The sequence below is a fragment of the Streptomyces violaceus genome (assembly GCF_036014075.1).
GTDB lineage: Bacteria > Actinomycetota > Actinomycetes > Streptomycetales > Streptomycetaceae > Streptomyces > Streptomyces violaceus.
In genome coordinates this window covers 7,543,910-7,560,000 of record NZ_CP107911.1, presented here as the reverse complement: position 1 = coordinate 7,560,000, position 16,091 = coordinate 7,543,910, and the positions used below count along the sequence as shown (strand labels likewise).

At 70.5% G+C, this 16,091-nt stretch carries 12 protein-coding genes; 8 read left to right on the top strand and 4 right to left on the bottom strand.

All coding sequences use genetic code 11. The features are described 5' to 3' along the window. Positions 1 to 168 precede the first annotated feature (168 nt). On the top strand, positions 169 to 618 hold the full coding sequence (locus OG542_RS34060) for a PTS sugar transporter subunit IIA (protein ID WP_189726335.1): 450 nt from the start codon (positions 169 to 171) through the stop codon (positions 616 to 618). A gap of 78 nt (positions 619 to 696) precedes the next feature. After that, entirely contained in the window at positions 697 to 2,367 is a 1,671-nt protein-coding gene (gene ptsP, locus OG542_RS34055; RefSeq protein WP_328415860.1) for a phosphoenolpyruvate--protein phosphotransferase, read from the top strand. Between the two features lie 74 nt (positions 2,368 to 2,441). On the opposite strand, the gene OG542_RS34050 is transcribed toward ptsP, so the two are convergent. Together OG542_RS34050 and OG542_RS34045 are read right to left on the bottom strand one after the other, a co-directional pair. Next, positions 2,442 to 3,332 (bottom strand): hypothetical protein, encoded by an 891-nt coding sequence (locus OG542_RS34050; RefSeq protein ID WP_328415858.1) that lies wholly within the window; start codon positions 3,330 to 3,332, stop codon positions 2,442 to 2,444. Positions 3,333 to 3,513: 181 nt separating this feature from the next. Continuing rightward, complete coding sequence (locus OG542_RS34045) at positions 3,514 to 5,481, bottom strand: acetoacetate--CoA ligase (protein WP_328415856.1); 1,968 nt, start codon at positions 5,479 to 5,481, stop codon at positions 3,514 to 3,516. A 212-nt stretch (positions 5,482 to 5,693) separates the two neighbouring features. Here OG542_RS34045 and OG542_RS34040 point away from each other — a divergent pair, with 212 nt between their 5' ends. Beyond that, positions 5,694 to 8,066 carry a glycoside hydrolase family 31 protein gene (locus tag OG542_RS34040; RefSeq protein WP_328415854.1) on the top strand — a complete coding sequence of 791 codons (2,373 nt, stop codon included), beginning with the start codon at positions 5,694 to 5,696 and terminating at the stop codon, positions 8,064 to 8,066. 1 nt (position 8,067) lies between these two features. Here OG542_RS34040 and OG542_RS34035 read toward each other — a convergent pair whose 3' ends face one another. Together OG542_RS34035 and OG542_RS34030 are read right to left on the bottom strand one after the other, a co-directional pair. After that, positions 8,068 to 8,604 (bottom strand): NUDIX domain-containing protein, encoded by a 537-nt coding sequence (locus OG542_RS34035; RefSeq protein ID WP_328415852.1) that lies wholly within the window; start codon positions 8,602 to 8,604, stop codon positions 8,068 to 8,070. Positions 8,605 to 8,651: 47 nt separating this feature from the next. Beyond that, entirely contained in the window at positions 8,652 to 9,461 is an 810-nt protein-coding gene (locus tag OG542_RS34030; RefSeq protein WP_311124624.1) for a M15 family metallopeptidase, read from the bottom strand. Positions 9,462 to 9,590: 129 nt separating this feature from the next. Between OG542_RS34030 and OG542_RS34025 the strand changes: the two genes are divergently transcribed. The 5 genes from OG542_RS34025 (at position 9,591) to glpK (ending at position 16,091) form a co-directional block, all read left to right on the top strand. Continuing rightward, on the top strand, positions 9,591 to 10,016 hold the full coding sequence (locus tag OG542_RS34025) for a Zn-ribbon domain-containing OB-fold protein (protein ID WP_328418216.1): 426 nt from the start codon (positions 9,591 to 9,593) through the stop codon (positions 10,014 to 10,016). Further along, complete coding sequence (locus OG542_RS34020) at positions 10,013 to 11,203, top strand: lipid-transfer protein (RefSeq protein WP_328415849.1); 1,191 nt, start codon at positions 10,013 to 10,015, stop codon at positions 11,201 to 11,203. Before OG542_RS34025 ends, OG542_RS34020 begins: the two co-directional genes overlap by 4 nt. 199 nt (positions 11,204 to 11,402) lie before the next feature. Then, positions 11,403 to 13,055 (top strand): GGDEF domain-containing protein, encoded by a 1,653-nt coding sequence (locus OG542_RS34015; RefSeq protein WP_328415847.1) that lies wholly within the window; start codon positions 11,403 to 11,405, stop codon positions 13,053 to 13,055. 701 nt (positions 13,056 to 13,756) lie between these two features. Continuing rightward, on the top strand, positions 13,757 to 14,551 hold the full coding sequence (locus OG542_RS34010) for an MIP/aquaporin family protein (RefSeq protein WP_311124627.1): 795 nt from the start codon (positions 13,757 to 13,759) through the stop codon (positions 14,549 to 14,551). Positions 14,552 to 14,570: 19 nt separating this feature from the next. Beyond that, positions 14,571 to 16,091, top strand: a complete 1,521-nt coding sequence (gene glpK, locus OG542_RS34005; protein ID WP_311124628.1) for a glycerol kinase GlpK — start codon at positions 14,571 to 14,573, stop codon at positions 16,089 to 16,091.

The following is a 16,091-nucleotide window of genomic DNA, read 5'->3' as shown; positions in this document are numbered from 1 at the left end:
CTGTACATGCGGCCGCAGAGCGGGCGCAAATCCATTTACGGTATGGTCTAGACCACTCGGAGTGCCCGCGCGGAACCGGCACTTCAGGTGACATACCCTGCTGAACAGTGTGCCGCCCGGTACCGACAGGGACGGCCCATAACGATCTCCACCCCTGGGAGGCTTCCCATGACCACCGTGACGTCCCCGCTTGCAGGACGCGCCATCGGACTGGCAGCCGTGCCGGATCCCGTCTTCTCCGGGGCCATGGTCGGCCCGGGCACAGCGATCGACCCCGTACGTGAGCCTTCCGAGGCCGTCTCGCCCGTGGACGGCGTCATCGTCTCCCTGCACCCGCACGCGTTCGTCGTCGTGGACGAGAGCGGACACGGCGTGCTCACACACCTCGGTATCGACACCGTGCAGCTCAACGGCGAGGGTTTCGAGCTGCTCGTGAACAAGGGTGACACCGTCAGGCGCGGTCAGGGCATCGTGCGCTGGAACCCGGCTGCCGTCGAGGCTGCCGGAAAGTCAGCGATCTGCCCGATCGTGGCACTGGAGGCCACGGCCGAAGCCCTCTCCGATCTTCGTATCGACGGCGATGTGAAGGCCGGCGACAGTCTCTTCCTCTGGAAGTGACGTCAGTGCCGTCGTATGACGGCGAGTAGGACAACCAACACGGCGGCGGGAGCCGCCGCACTATCGGAGACGGGTGAGATGGAGACAACGCTGCGAGGCGTCGGCGTGAGCCACGGTGTGGCGATCGGCGAGGTTCGGCATATGGGAACGGCGGTGCTCGAGCCGCCTGCGAAGCAGATCCCGGCGGACGAGGCGGAGCGTGAACAGGGGCGCGCCCGCAAGGCCGTGGAGGCTGTGGCGGCGGACCTGATGGCGCGCGGCAACCTGGCGGGGGGCGAAGCCCAGGCGGTGCTCGAGGCGCAGGCCATGATGGCCCAGGACCCCGAGCTGATGGCCGACGTGGAGCGGCGGATCACCGTCGGCAGCACGGCCGAGCGCGGGGTGTACGACGCGTTCGCCGCGTACCGCGAGCTGCTGGCGGGTGCCGGTGAGTACCTCGCCGGCCGAGTGGCCGACCTCGACGACGTGCGGAATCGAATCGTCGCCCGTCTGCTGGGCGTGCCGATGCCGGGCGTCCCCGACAGTGACGAGCCCTACGTCCTAGTTGCCCGTGATCTCGCGCCTGCCGACACCGCACTGCTGGACCCGACTCTCGTGCTCGGCTTCGTTACCGAGGAGGGCGGTCCGACGAGCCACAGCGCGATTCTGGCGCGTGCGCTCGGGGTGCCTGCTGTGGTGGCGCTGCCGGGTGCCGGTGAGCTCGCCGAAGGCACGATGATCGCCGTCGACGGCAGCACGGGTGAGATCTTCGTGGACCCGAGTGAGGACAAGAAGGCTCAGCTCGAGGCTGCGGCCGCCGCGCGCAGGGCCGCGCTGGCGGCCTCGACCGGGCCCGGTGCCACGGCGGACGGTCACAAGGTGCCGCTGCTGGCGAACATCGGTGGTCCTGCGGACGTGGAGGCCGCCGTGGACGCCGGTGCCGAGGGCGTCGGTCTCTTCCGTACCGAGTTCCTCTTCCTGGACGACAGCAAGCAGGCGCCTTCGGAGGAGAAGCAGGTCGCGGCGTACCGGCAGGTGCTCGAGGCGTTCCCCGAGGGGCGTGTCGTGGTGCGAGTGCTGGACGCGGGCGCGGACAAGCCGCTCGACTTCCTGACTCCGGCCGACGAGCCGAACCCGGCGCTCGGTGTGCGGGGCCTGCGGACGCTGCTCGACCACCCGGAGGTCCTGCGCACGCAGCTGACCGCGCTCGCGAAGGCCGTGGAAGGGCTGCCGGTCTACCTCGAGGTCATGGCCCCGATGGTGGCGGACCGCACGGATGCCCGGGCCTTCGCGGACGCGTGTCGTGAGGCTGGGTTGCGGGCGAAGTTCGGCGCGATGGTGGAGATCCCCTCGGCCGCGCTGCGCGCCCGCTCGATCCTGCAGGAGGTCGAGTTCCTGTCACTGGGGACGAACGATCTGGCGCAGTACACCTTCGCCGCCGACCGTCAGGTGGGTGCGGTCTCCCGTCTGCAGGACCCGTGGCAGCCCGCACTGCTCGACCTGGTGGCGCTGTCCGCCGAGTCGGCGAAGGCAGAGGGCAAGAGCTGCGGCGTCTGCGGTGAGGCCGCGTCCGACCCGCTGCTCGCGTGTGTGCTGGCTGGTCTGGGTGTCACCTCTCTTTCGATGGGCGCGGCATCGATTCCCTACGTCCGGGCGACGTTGGCGAAGTACACGCTGGCGCAGTGCGAGCGGGCCGCTGCGGCGGCTCGTGCGTCGGACAGTGCCGAGGACGCGCGCAGCGCGGCGCAGGCGGTGTTGTCGGGCGAGTAGGCCGGGCTTGCTCGGCCTAGGGCTGTCCGGGAGGGGCGCTCCACTCAGGTGGGTGGGGCGCCCCTCCCGTGTTCTCAGTGGTTGTGTCCCCGGGCGGACTTCTCCTCTCCGAGGTCGGGGGGCTCGCAGTAGTCCACGTTGGATTCAGGGGAGATGAGGTCGCCTGACTCGACGTCGGTGCAGTAGGCGTCGAAGACCTCTCCCGCGGTGAGGGGGTCGAGTCCGTACGCGCGCAGGCGCCAGCCGTAGACACGGTCGGGCCTGTCCGGGGCGCTGGCGCGGATGACGAGTCCACCGGGGCTTTCGGTGGCCAGGCCGAGGGCCAGGACTGTGGTGAACTCGAGGGCTTCGGTCTCGTCCAGCTTCAAGGTGCCGCCCGTGTCGGCGGCATGGAGTGCGGCGATGAGGGTTTCGGGCGGTCCGGTGACGCTGCAGACGAGGTGCCGGTCGCCGGGCGGGGCCGTGGCGAGGATGCGGACGAGGAGGTCCGAGGCCCGGGCGAAGGCGGTGCGTCCTAGGTCCTCGCCGCAGGACGTGCAGGCGCCCAGACGAGCGAGGAGTGTGGTCGCGTACTCCCAGGTGGCCTGCCGCACCCCCTCGTCGACGAGGGCCGCCAGGAGGTCGGCCAGAGGCTGGCCCTCGTACGGGAGAGTCGGGCCTGTTACCGCGAGTTGGGCCGTGAAGCGTGTGCGGCTCGACGGGTTGTCGGGGTCCAGGCTCTTCTGCGTGCAGAACTCGGCGTACTCCTCGGGATCGAAGAGGGCCACCGTGGTGTGGCTGCCCTGCAGGGTCCGTGTCCTGAGGAGGGCCTCGACCTGTTTGAGGTAGGTCGCGTGGTCGTCGAAGGTGAAGCTGCGGTAGCAGCGCATGGCTCGGAAGTCGTGCTCGTCGGTCAGCAGGCCGATGGTGCCGGCGATTTCGCGGCGCAGGACGCGTCGCATGGTCCGGCTGTCGGTGTGCGCCATTGTCATTCCCCCTGTGCACGGTCGATCAATGCTCACTGACAGTAATCGACAGCACTGACAACGAGAGGGGTAGAGGTGGCCGCGAAGGCGAGCGGCTCAATGAAGTCGCAGGTCAACCTGGTTTAGCCACACCCTCCCCGCCGACGGCCATGGTCACGGGGAGTGGCGCGGACGCCCTCGGTCAGGCGCGCTTGCGGGCGAGGTCCTCGTAGAAGGTCAGGAGGTCGAGGTTGTCGATGGAGCCCGGGTTGACCGCCTTCTCCAGTGGTGTGCCTTGGAGGAGGCGTTTGACCGGGACCTCGATGCGCTTGCCGGTGAGGGTGTGCGGGACACCGGGTACCTCGATGATCTCGTCGGGGACGTGGCGCGGCGAGAGTTGTTCGCGGATGGTCTGCTTGATGCGGTTCAGCAGGGCCTCGTCGAGGGCGGCTCCGGGGGCCAGGTGCACGAACAGGGGCATCCAGTAGCCGCCGTCGGGCTGCTCGATGCCGATGACGAGGGACTCCCTGATTTCGGGTAGGCGCTCCACGGCTTCGTAGATGTCGGCGGATCCCATGCGTACGCCCTGGCGGTTGAGCGTGGAGTCGGAGCGGCCGTGGATGACGACGGATCCGTGGGAGGTGACGGTGATCCAGTCGCCGTGCCGCCATACGCCGGGGTAGGTGTCGAAGTAGCTGTCGTGGTAGCGGCTGCCGTCGGGGTCGTTCCAGAAGGTGATGGGCATCGACGGCATGGGGTTGGTGACCACGAGTTCGCCGACCTCGTCGACGAGGGGGCTGCCGCTCGGGTCCCAGGACTGCAGGTCGGTGCCGAGGCAGGGAGCCTGGAGCTCGCCGACGTGGACCGGCAGTGTCGGTACGGCTCCGGCGAAGCAGGAGCACACGTCCGTGCCGCCGCTGACGGAGGCGATCCACAGGTCGTCGCGCACCTCGTCGTGGAGCCAGCGGAAGCCGTCGGGCGGCAGGGGCGAGCCCGTGGTGGCGACGCACTGGACGGAGGAGAGGTCGAAGTCGCGTGACGGGTGCACGCCGGCCTTGCGGCAGGCCATGACGTAGGCGGCCGAGGTGCCATAGAGGGTGGCCTGCGTGCGTTCGGCGATCCGCCACTGGGCGCCGGTGTCCGGGTAGCCGGGGCTGCCGTCGTAGAGGACGATCGTGGTGCCGGTGAGCAGGCCGGAGACGAGGAAGTTCCACATCATCCAGCCGGTCGACGTGTACCAGAAGAAGCGGTCCTCGGGGCCCAGGTCGCAGTGCAGGCCGAGTTGCTTGAGGTGCTCGACCAGGATGCCGCCCTGGGACTGGACGATGGCCTTGGGCAGGCCGGTCGTGCCGGAGGAGTAGAGCACCCACAGGGGGTGGTCGAAGGGCACCTGCTCGAAGACGGGGTTCGTGTCGGCGGAGGTGAGGGCCGACCAGTCGAGGGCCCCTTCGGGTGCCGCGGTGCCGAGGAGGGGGATGTGGATGACAGCGCGCAGGGTGGGCAGTTCGCGGCGCAGTTCGGCGACGGCCTCTCGTCGGTCGTGCTCCTTGCCGCCGTAGCGGTAGCCGTCGACCGTGAACAGCACGACGGGTTCGACCTGCTGGAAGCGGTCGAGGACACTGCGGGCGCCGAAGTCGGGCGCGCAGGAGGTCCAGACTCCGCCCACGGCGGCTGTGGCGAGGAGGGCGACCACGGCCTGGGGAACGTTCGGGAGGTAGCCGCTGACGCGGTCCCCGGGGCGTACGCCGAGGGCGCGCAGCTCGGCGGCCAGCGAGCCGACCTGGCGGCGCAACTCGGCCCATGCAACGGGGCGTGGTTCGTGCGTCTCGTCGACGTACAGGAGGGCCGGTTCGTCCGCGCGGGTGTCGGCAGCGCGCAGGGCGTGTTCGGCGTAGTTGAGGGTCGCGCCGGGGAACCACTGGGCGCCCGGCATCGCTCGCTCGCCGAGTACGCGCGCGTAGGGGGTCGAGAAACGGACGTCGAACCACTCCGTGACGGCTCTCCAGAAGGCGTCCAGGTCCTCGACGGACCAGCGCTGCAGGGCCGCGTAGCCTCCCTCGGCGGGGGCGCCGTGGTGCTCGACGGCCCAGGCGTGGAATCCGGTGATCCGTGCCCGGGCGATGCGTTCGGGGTCTGGCTGCCAGAGCGGCTGGGGACTATCGGTCGACATCGTCGGCTCCCGGACTGTGCGCGTCGTGTGCGTCCTCCGCGCACGGGCTGGGGTGTGCGCGTGACGCGGCTGGCACGGACAATGCCACGTGATCGACTTCGGCACCAGGGTGCGTCCCACACAGTCCGCCTCGTGAAGATGTGGTCCTGACACAGGTGAACGGCAGTTGAACGCTACGCGCGTGTGGCGCGGTCAATGGCAGGGTGAGCAGCATGAACGGTCGTGACCTGGTGCGTTCGGTGAAAGCGGTGGGTTCGGTGGGGGCGGCACAGGGTGTGCGTACCGTACGAGCAGCGTGGCGCAGGCGGCGGGCCGACGCCACCGGGCTGCCGTCGCGAGGCGCGGAGCGTGCGCGCGTGCCCGGGCCCGTGCAGGCGGCGGAGCCGGGGCCGGGGGGCGGTGTCGTCCGGTTCAGCCGGTCTGAGCTGCGGATTCTCGTCGCCGTGAACGGGGCTGTCTTCTGGGGCTGGGACGGGGCGGAGCCCGAGCCGTCGTACGCGCTGGCCGGCCACTGTCCGGAGCCCGATCCCCGGGCGGTGCTGGAGCCGGACAAGGACGGCGGCTGGCGGGTGGTGGCCGAGCGGGTGACGGTCGTCGTCTCGCGGCACGGCGCGGTGGAGGTGCTTACGCCCGGTGGCGTGACCCTGCGGCGTGATCTGCCGCCGCGGTGGTGGGAGCCGGTCGGTGGCGGTCCGGCGCGGTGGTTGCAGCGGTCGGAGGTGGCTGCCGACGCGCGCTTCTTCGGCCTGGGTGGACGTGCCGCGGGTCCGCGGCTGCCGGACGGTACGTACCGGCTGTGGAACACCGACCCCGGCCACGCCTTCGCGCCGGGCGACGACCCCCTGTACATCACGATGCCGGTGCAGCTGGTGGTGTCCGACGGCGGTACGCATCTGGTGTTCCACGACAGCTCGTGGGACGGCACGGTGACACTGCGGGAGGGCGAGGAGGGCGCGGGTTCCGGGCACGACCGCGGGGGGACGAGCGAGCTGCGGATGGACGGCGGTCCGCTGCGCTGCTGGGTGATGGCGGGCACCCCCGCGCGCGTGCTGCTGGCCTGGGCCTCGCTCACCGGGGCGCCCGCGCTGCCGCCCGCATGGGCGCTCGGCCATCAGCAGGCGCGGTGGGGGTTCGGCAGCGAACAAGAGGTGCGGCGGATCGTCGCGGGCTACCTGGAGCACGGTCTGCCGCTCGATGCCGTGCACCTGGACATCGACCACCTCGACGCGCATCAGGTGTTCACCGTCGACCAGGACCGCTTCCCGAAGCTGCCCGTTCTGGCAGAGGAACTCCGGCGGGACGGTATCCGGCTTGTGTCGATCGTCGACCCGGCCGTCAGGGCCCTGCCCGGCAATGCCGTGTACGACGGCGGGACGGCCGAGGACGCGTTCGTGCGGGACGCGTCGGGGCAGGTCGTGCGGGGAGTCGTGTGGCCCGGGGAGGCGGTGTTTCCCGACTTCACGCACGCGCGTGTGCGTGAGTGGTGGGGCGGCCTCTACGAGGAGCGGCTCGCGCAGGGGTTCTCGGGTTTCTGGCACGACATGAACGAGCCCACGTCGTTCACCGCCTTCGGGGAGTCGACGCTGCCGCGTTCGGCGCGGCACTCCCTGGAGGGGCGGGGCGGTGACCATCGTGAGGCGCACAACGTGTACGCGCTGTGCATGGCCAGGGCGGGCTTCGAAGGGCTGCGGAAACTCGCGCCCCAGGAGCGGCCGTTCCTGTTCTCCCGCTCCGGATGGGCCGGCATGCAGCGCTACGGGGGGACGTGGTCGGGGGACGTGGCAACCGGCTGGCCGGGACTGCGGGCCTCCTTGGCGCTGGTGATGGGGCTCGGGTTGTGCGGCGTTCCGTACTCGGGGCCGGACATCGGAGGCTTCGACGGGGATCCTTCACCCGAGCTGTATCTGCGGTGGTTCCAGCTGGGCGCGTATCTGCCGCTGTTCCGTACGCACGCCAGTCTCAGGGCGGGGCGCAGGGAGCCCTGGGAGTTCGGTCCCGAGGTGCTGGAGCACGCGCGCGTGGCGCTCGTCGAACGCCGGCGGCTGTTGCCGTACTTCATGACGCTGGCGCATCTGGCGCGGCGTACCGGAGCGCCGTATGTGCGGCCCCTTTGGTGGGCGGCGCCGGAGGAGCGGGCGCTGCGTGACTGTGAGGACGCCTTCCTGCTGGGCGACAGTCTGCTGGTGGCGCCGGTGCTGGACCCTGGCGCGGACCGGCGTGCGGTGCAGCTGCCACGGGGCCGCTGGTACGACACGGTGACGGAGCGGGCGTACGAGGGGCCGGCGCAGGTGCTTGTCGACGCCCCCCTGTCGCGCATCCCCGTGTTCGCGCGCGCGGGTGCCGTTCTTCCCGTACGTGGGGAGGACGGCGGGCTCGAACTGGAGGTGTGGGCGCCCGCCCGCGGGCGGACCGGGGGCGGGCTGGTCGTGCCGGACGGTGGCGAGGGGTGGGACGAGCCGGAGATCGAGCGCTACACCACGCGGTGGATGGGCTCGCGGGTGGTCGTCGAGCGGGAGGGTGAGGACGGCGGGGGCGAGCCGTCCTGCCCGGTGCGCGTCCGCGGGGCCGGGGAACGGGAACGCTGATTCAGATGTACCGGCCCTCGAACCAGGCCCGTACGGCCACGGTGTGCAGGGGGAAGGCGAGCTCGTCCGCCCTGCGCAGGAGGCGCCAGCACTCCGTCTCGTCGGTGGCGGCCGAGGGCGGCAGGCTTTCGACCGGGCGTTCCGGCAGGAGACCGAACAGCAGCAGGTGCCCGTCGGGCGAGCTCATCGCGTCGACGAGCCGTACCTCGCGGGCGGCCGCGGCGATGCCGGTTTCCTCCTTGAGTTCGCGTACGACGGCCTGCCGCCAGTCCTCCCGGTCGTCGATGTAGCCGCCGGGCAGGGCCGTGCCCCCGCGCGCGGGAGCGACGGTTCGGGTGATGACGACCAGGGCGGTGCCTTTGGTGTCGTAGACGGGCTGGAGGGCCACCGCGACCGGGAGTGGATTGCGGTAGGCCACGGCGCCGCACACCGGGCAGGTGCGGGGCCAGCCGGATACGCCCTCTCCGTAGGGCGCGCCGCAGCTCGAACAGTGAGAGTTCGGCGCGGAGTTGGAACTGGAGTGCTGAGTTTCGGACACGCGGCGGACTGTAGCCGATCACGGAGAGGGTGTCTCGGGCAGGCGGCTCAGTGGGCGCCGGCGAGCGACATCCTGGACACGGGGAAGTCGAAGTAGGTGTCCGGGTAGGGCTCGGGCTTGTAGGTGTAGTGCCACCACTCCTCTGCCAGATTCACGAAGCCGAGGCCTTCCAGGGTGTTCTTGAGCAGCAGCCGGTTGGCGCGCTGTTCACCCTGGATGCGTGGGTCGAGGGTGTGCGAGAGGGTGTCGAAGCAGTCGAAGCCGGTCCCCATGTCGATCGAGTTGTCGGGGAACCGCTCGCCCCTGGGTGCGAAGCACGGCACAAGGGGCTCTTCGGGGTGGTACGGCCGGGTCGGCTTCGCCGGCAGCCTCACGAGTGTGACGTCCAGGGTCGATCCGCGACTGTGGCCGGACTTCTCGGCGATGTAGCCGTCGGCGAACAGTCGGGTCTTGTCGACGTTCGGGTAGAACTCGCCCTTCATCGCCTCGTCGTCGAGGTCTTCGGCCCAGCGGACGAAGTGGTCCACGGCGCGCTGCGGCCGGTAGCAGTCGTACACCTTGAGTGTGTAGCCCTGGCGCAGCAGCTTCCTCTGGGCCTTGTGGAGGGCTTGTGCGGCGGGGCGGGTGAGGATGCAGGTCGGCTGTAGGTAGCCGTCGATGCGCTCGCCGACGAAGTTGTGCGCGGTGACGTAGCGCATCTCCTGGACGATCGTCGGGTCCACGCTTCTCAGCGTCACGAAGTCCTTCGGTGCCCTGGGCTCGGTCTCGGCCTGGGCGGTCGCGGGGGAGGCGGTCGCTGCCAGCAAGGCGGCGAACACCGTGATGAGGCCGCGTGCCACGGTGGTGAGTCGCGTCATGGCCCTTGCATCTACCAGGAGACGGCCCCGCCGGGGAAGGGATGCCCAATTCCGGAGGGCCGTGGCAGACTTCTGACGTTCCGTCAGATCCGGCTGCGGGGAGGGACTGTGTCGCGTACACGAACACCTGTGGTGGCGGGGTGGTTCACCGGGGACGGTGACGCCTTCCGGCTGCTCGGCACGCGCTGTGCGGCGTGCGCCTCGGTCTTCTTCCCGCGCGAGGACCACCACTGCCGCAACCCCTCCTGCGCGGACGGGGAGTTGGAAGAGATCGCGCTGTCGCGACGGGGGCGCATCTGGTCGTACACGGACAGCCGGTATCGACCGCCGTCACCCTATGTGAGCGATCCGGAACTTCCGTGGGAGCCGTGCGCGTTGATCGCTGTGGAACTGGAGGCCGAGCGGATCGTGGTGCTGGGACAGGCGGCTCCCGGGGTCACCGTCGCGGATCTGACAGTGGGTATGGAGGCGGAGGTCGTGTCCGGAGTGCTCCATGAGGACGCGGAGACGACCTGGACGACGTGGCACTGGCGACCGACGGGGGTGAAGGCATGACGGAAGAGGTGGCGGTGCTCGGCGCGGGCATGCACCCGTGGGGAAAGTGGGGGCGGAGCTTCGTCGAGTACGGCGTCACAGCGGCCCAGGTGGCGCTCGCCGACGCCGGGCTGGATTGGCGGGACATCGGCTCGATCATCGGGGCGGACACCGTGCGTGGCGGCTATCCGGGGTATGTCGCCGGAGCGACGTTCGCGAAAGCACTGGGCTGGCAGGGGGCCCGGGTCACGAGCGTGTACGCGGCGTGCGCGTCCGGGGCGCAGGCCGTCGACACCGCACGGGCCCAGATACTCTCCGGGCTCGCCGACGCGGTGCTCGTGGTGGGGGCCGATGCCGCTCCCAAGGGATTCTTCCGCCCTGCGGGCGGCGACCGGCCGGACGATCCCGACTGGCTGCGCTTCCGGATTTTCGGGGCGACCAACCCGGTGTACTTCGGGTTGTACGCCCGCAGGCGCATGGCTCTGCACGGCGACACGACGGACGACTTCGCGCGGGTGAAGGTGAAGAACGCGGCGATGGGCGCGCTGAACCCCAAGGCCCGCTACCGCAGCCCGGTCACCGCCGAGCAGGTCGCCGCCTCCGCTGTCGTCGCCGATCCGCTGCGGCTGCTCGACATCTGTGCGACCTCCGACGGCGGCGCGGCGGTGGTGCTCTCGAGCATGAAGTTCGCACGGCGGCACGGGCATGCGGCGCCGGTGCGGATCCGGGCCGTGTCCACGGTGACGCCGCGTTATCCGAACACCGTGCTGGACCTGCCGGACATCGCCACGGACTCCGCGGTGGCGGTGGATCCGCCCGGCGAGACGTTCCGGGGGTCGATCGCCCGAGCGGCCTACGAGGAGGCGGGAGCCGGGCCGGAGGACCTGTCACTGGCCGAGGTCTACGACCTGTCCACGGCGCTCGAGTTGCAGTGGTACGAGGACTTGGGGCTGTGCGGCGAGGGCGAGGGCGTGAAACTGCTGCGGGACGGCGCGACGGCGCTGGGCGGGCGGATACCGGTGAACGTCAGCGGTGGGCTGGCCTCCTTCGGCGAGGCGGTGCCGGCGCAGGCGATCGCCCAGGTGTGCGAACTGGCCTGGCAGTTGAGGGGTGACGCGGGTGACCGGCAGGTCGCGGGGGCGCGCGTGGGTATCAGCGCGAACCAGGGGCTGTTCGGGCACGGGTCGGCGGTGATCGCAGTGCGGTGAGCCGCGGTGCCGGACACTCGCGTGGGCGGTGGCGAGAGGCGGCACGGGCCCGAAGCGGCACAGAGCGATGCCGTCACGGGTGAGCTGGTCGAGCGGTCGCGGCAGGCCATGGCCATACGCTGTGTGACCACGCCGGAATCCTGCGTGAACGTCTCATGAACTGCGCTTGGGCGTGCGTCGGTGGAGTCATCATGCTGCCGTGCACACCTGGACGGATACTCTCCGCTTCGCCTTCCAGCCGGTGGTCAATCTGACGACCGGCGCGGTCGCGGGGCTGGAGATACTCGCCCGCCCGGAGACCGGCGACATCCTGGCGGAGGCCCGCCGGGATCCCGGGCTCGACTGCCGGCTGGCGGTGTCGGCGGTCCGCGCGGCGGTGCGCAAGGAGACCCTGCTTCCGCTGTTCGTCAACGTGTTCGCCGGTACCCTCGCCGACCTCGGCGGGCTCCCTTCGCTGCACGCAGCCGTGCGTGAGGCGGGACGGCTGCCGTGGGAGGTGACGATCGACATCTGTCCGCCGTACACGCACGTGCCGCAGCAAGCACTGCTGGAGGCGGTGACCGCGCTGCGCGGCCAGGGCTTCCGGATCTGCGCGGACGGCGTGGGGGACGGGGACGTGCCCTTGCGGCTGCTCTCGGACATCGCGCCCGGCCTGGTGAAGCTGGACGCGTCGCTGCTGGCGCGGCCGGCCGTGGTGCGGTCGATGCGGACGCTGTGCGACGAACTGGGAGCGCTCCTGGCGGTCGAGGGTGTGGAGACCGAAGGTCAGTGCGCGGCGGCGCTGGCGGCCGGGGCGCAGCTGGCACAGGGCGAGCTGTTCGCGCCGCCGGCGCGGCTGCCCGCCGCGGACGTCTACGTCCCGCCCCGCTCCCCCGCCGACGTGCCCGTGCCGCGGTCCGGGCCGTCGGTGCGGGAGTTCGTCCGGCCCGCGGCACTGCTGCCCGCCACGGCGTCCGCGGGTCAGGTGCGAGCGCTGCTGACGGGGTCGCCGGACGTGTCAGGGGTGCTGCTCGTGGACACCGCGGGCGTGCCGCTCCGGTCGGTGCACCGGTCCCGCTTCCTGCTGTCGATGTCGGGGCGCTACGGGCATGCCCTGTACGCCGACCGGCCGGCGGCGAAGCTCGGCGACCCGCCGCGGACGGTGGGCGTCGACGCGACCGCCTGGGAGGTCCTGGACGTGGTGGCGGTCGGCGAGCGGGACCGTACGTCGGACGACGTGGCCGTCGTGGACGAGTACGGGCGGTGTGTGGGGGTCGTACGGCTCGCGGACCTGGTGCGAGCGCTGGCCGAGACACGAGTGGAGGAAGCGGCGGGGCTCAATCCGCTGACCCGTCTGCCCGGCTCGGACGCGATCACCGGTGAGGTGGACCGGCGGATCGCTGCCGGGCGGCCGTTCGCGCTCAGCTGGCTGGATGTCGATCACTTCAAGCAGGTCAACGACGGGGCCGGCTTCGCGGCGGGAGACGAGCTGATCCGGGCGGTCGGACGCGCGCTGCAGCAGGCCGCGACGGACAGCGCGCGCGTGGGGCACATCGGCGGGGACGACTTCCTGGTGCTCGCCGATCCGGAGGGTCTCGATCCGCTAGCCGCCGCTGTGTTGGACGCCCCCTGGTCGGCGGAGGGCCGGCCGGTCACGCTGTCGCTCGCCACGGTGCTGTGCGCGCCGGGCACTGTGGCAGATCACCGGCAGGCGGCGGCCTTCCTGGCACCGCTGAAGAAGGCGGCGAAGTCGTTGCGCGGGGCGAGCTGGGTGCTGGGCCGGGCGGGCCTGCCCGGACACGAGACCCGCCGGGGCGCCGAGCCGGTTCCGGCACCTGCGGGGTGTGGGGTGGCGGAGCCGGGCGGGAGTTGAGAGGGCGGACAGGGCGCCCGAGCCACGCAGAAGGACCGAGGCGGGTACGGGGCTGTGAGGGGTTCGTACGGCCGCTCGTGGGGGCTCGGGCGCTGTCGTGCGACGGGGCCCGATCAGGTGCCGACGACCCGCCGGCCAGGGCCCGTACAGGGGCCTGAGGCCGTGCCTGACTTGTGCGGTTGAGAAGCCGCCAGGTCAGGTGGATGCTGGTGGCTAGCAAGCGAGGAGTCAGGTGCCGCTGGGCGAGTGCCGACGGCGGAGTTCAGCGGAGGCCGGACACCACCAGCAGAGCCTCGCGCGGCCACCCAGGCCGTGCGGTGGCCCGACCAGATCTGAACAACGACCCGACCGGGCGCCGTCAGGCCGTGCAACCGGCCACCCGGCCCGTCAGGAGCCCGGCCGCCGTCACATGGCCGTCAACCGTTGCGGTCGGCGACCTTGACGCCCCTTGGGTGCCGGTGAACACTTCCGGTGTCAGTCGACATCGCCGTACAAATTCGGCGTATTCCGGCACTGCGGCGCGTGTACGCGCCTGCGCCAAGGCCCCTTTCCTCCACGGGCGATTCGGCTGCGACGGCATGCTCGTCACGGATGCCGGGCGGGGCGTGGACTGCCTGCCTTCGGCTGAAGTAGCCATGGGAAACGCATCCTGCACTTGAGGACCGGGGCGGACCGTCCCGGGCCACGGCCTAGGAGCCGCCATGAGTAACGGAGACATCTTCTTCGGCGAGTTGATCGGCACCGCGATCCTGATCCTGTTCGGCGCCGGTGTGTGCGCCGCCGTCACCCTCAGATTCTCGAAAGCACGGGCCTCTGGGTGGATCGTGATCGCTTTCGGCTGGGGCTTCGCGGTGCTGGCCGGCGCGTACACCGCCGCTCCCCTCTCCGGAGGAGTCATCAACCCGGCCGTCACCTTCGGTCTCGCCGTCGACACCGGCGTGTGGAGCAACGTCTGGGTCTATCTGCTGGGCCAGATCACCGGCGCCATGATCGGTGCGGTCCTGTGTTACCTCGTGTACTACGCCCAGTTCGCGGCCAACATACGGCAGACGGGAACCACTGAGGGCACGGCGGACGAACCGGTTCCGACGCTCGGCATCTTCTCCACGATCCCGGAGATCCGGAACCCGATCGCCAACCTGATGACCGAGATCCTCGCCACCATCGCCCTGGTGCTGCCCATCCTCGCCCTGGTCGGCGACGACAAGAAGGTCGAGGGCATCGGCATCGGCTTGATCGAGGGTGGTGGCGGCATCTACGGGTCCGGCATCGCGATCCTTCTGGTGTCCCTCCTGGTCGTCGGCATCGGCCTGTCCCTGGGTGGTCCCACGGGCTACGCCATCAACCCGGCGCGTGACCTCGGCCCGCGCATCATCCACTCCGTCCTGCCGATCCCGAACAAGGGCACGTCCGACTGGGGCTACTCGTGGATCCCGGTCGTCGGCCCACTGATCGGCGGCCTACTGGGTGGCGTCATCTACAACGCAGCCTTCTGAACCAGCCCAAGGGGTAGCCATGACGGACAATGCCGAGAAGTACGTCGCAGCGATCGACCAGGGCACCACGTCGAGCCGGTGCATCGTCTTCAACCAGGACGGCGCGATCGTCGCCGTCGACCAGCGCGAGCACCGCCAGATCTTTCCCAAACCCGGCTGGGTGGAGCACGACGCCACCGAGATCTGGTCCAAGGTGCAGGCGGTGGTCGCGGGGGCGATCGCGAAGGCCGGACTGCGGGCCGACCAGCTGAGCGCGATGGGGATCACCAATCAGCGCGAGACGACTCTCCTGTGGGACCGCGCGACGGGCAAGCCGGTCCACAACGCCATCGTGTGGCAGGACACGCGGACGGCGTCGCTGTGCAACCAGCTGGGCGGCTCGGACGGGCAGGACCGTTTCCGCGAGCAGACGGGACTGCCGCTGGCCACCTACTTCTCCGGGCCCAAGGCGGCCTGGCTGCTCGACAATGTGCCGGATCTCCGGGCGCGGGCCGAACGGGGTGAGATCGCCTTCGGCACGATGGACTCCTGGCTGATCTGGAACCTCACCGGCGGCACGGACGGCGGGCAGCACGTCACCGACGTGACCAACGCCGGGCGCACCATGCTGATGAACCTGGAGACCCTCCAGTGGGACTCCTCGATCCTCTCCGCGATGAACATCCCCGAAGCGATGCTGCCCGAGATCAAGTCCTCCGCCGAGGTGTACGGCACCGCCCTCGGCCAGCTCGCCGGCGTACCCGTCGCCTCCGCGCTGGGCGACCAGCAGGCGGCCGTGTTCGGCCAGGCCTGTTACGACGTCGGCACGGCGAAGAACACGTACGGCACGGGAAGCTTCCTGCTGCTCAACACCGGCAATCGTCCGGTGCCGTCGAAGAGCGGTCTGCTGACCACGATGGGCTACAAGATCGGCACTGAGGCCCCGGTCTACTGCCTGGAGGGCTCGATAGCCATCACGGGCGCGCTGGTCCAGTGGTTCCGCGACCAGCTCGGCATCATCCGGACCGCCGACGAGATCGAGCCGCTGGCGGCCAGCGTGGAGGACAACGGCGGCGCGTACATCGTGCCGGCGTTCTCGGGCCTGTTCGCGCCGTACTGGCGCTCCGACGCGCGTGGCGTGGTCACCGGGCTGACCCGGTACGTCACCAAGGCGCACCTCGCGCGCGCGGTGCTGGAGGCGACGAGCTGGCAGACGCGCGAGGTCGTGGACGCCATGTACCAGGACTCCGGGGTGCAGATCACCACCCTGAAGGTCGATGGCGGCATGACGAAGAACAACCTGCTCATGCAGCACCAGGCGGACGTGCTCGATGTGCCGGTGGTGCGGCCCAAGGTCTCCGAGACGACCTGCCTGGGCGCCGCGTACGCGGCCGGTCTGGCCACCGGTGTGTGGAACGACCTGGACGAACTCAAGGCGCACTGGCAGAAGGACGTCGAGTGGACGCCGTCCATGGAGGCCTCGGTGCGGGACCGCCAGTACCACAACTGGCGCAAGGCCGTGGAGAAGAGCTTCGGCTGGGAGGAGGACGACGACAGCTGA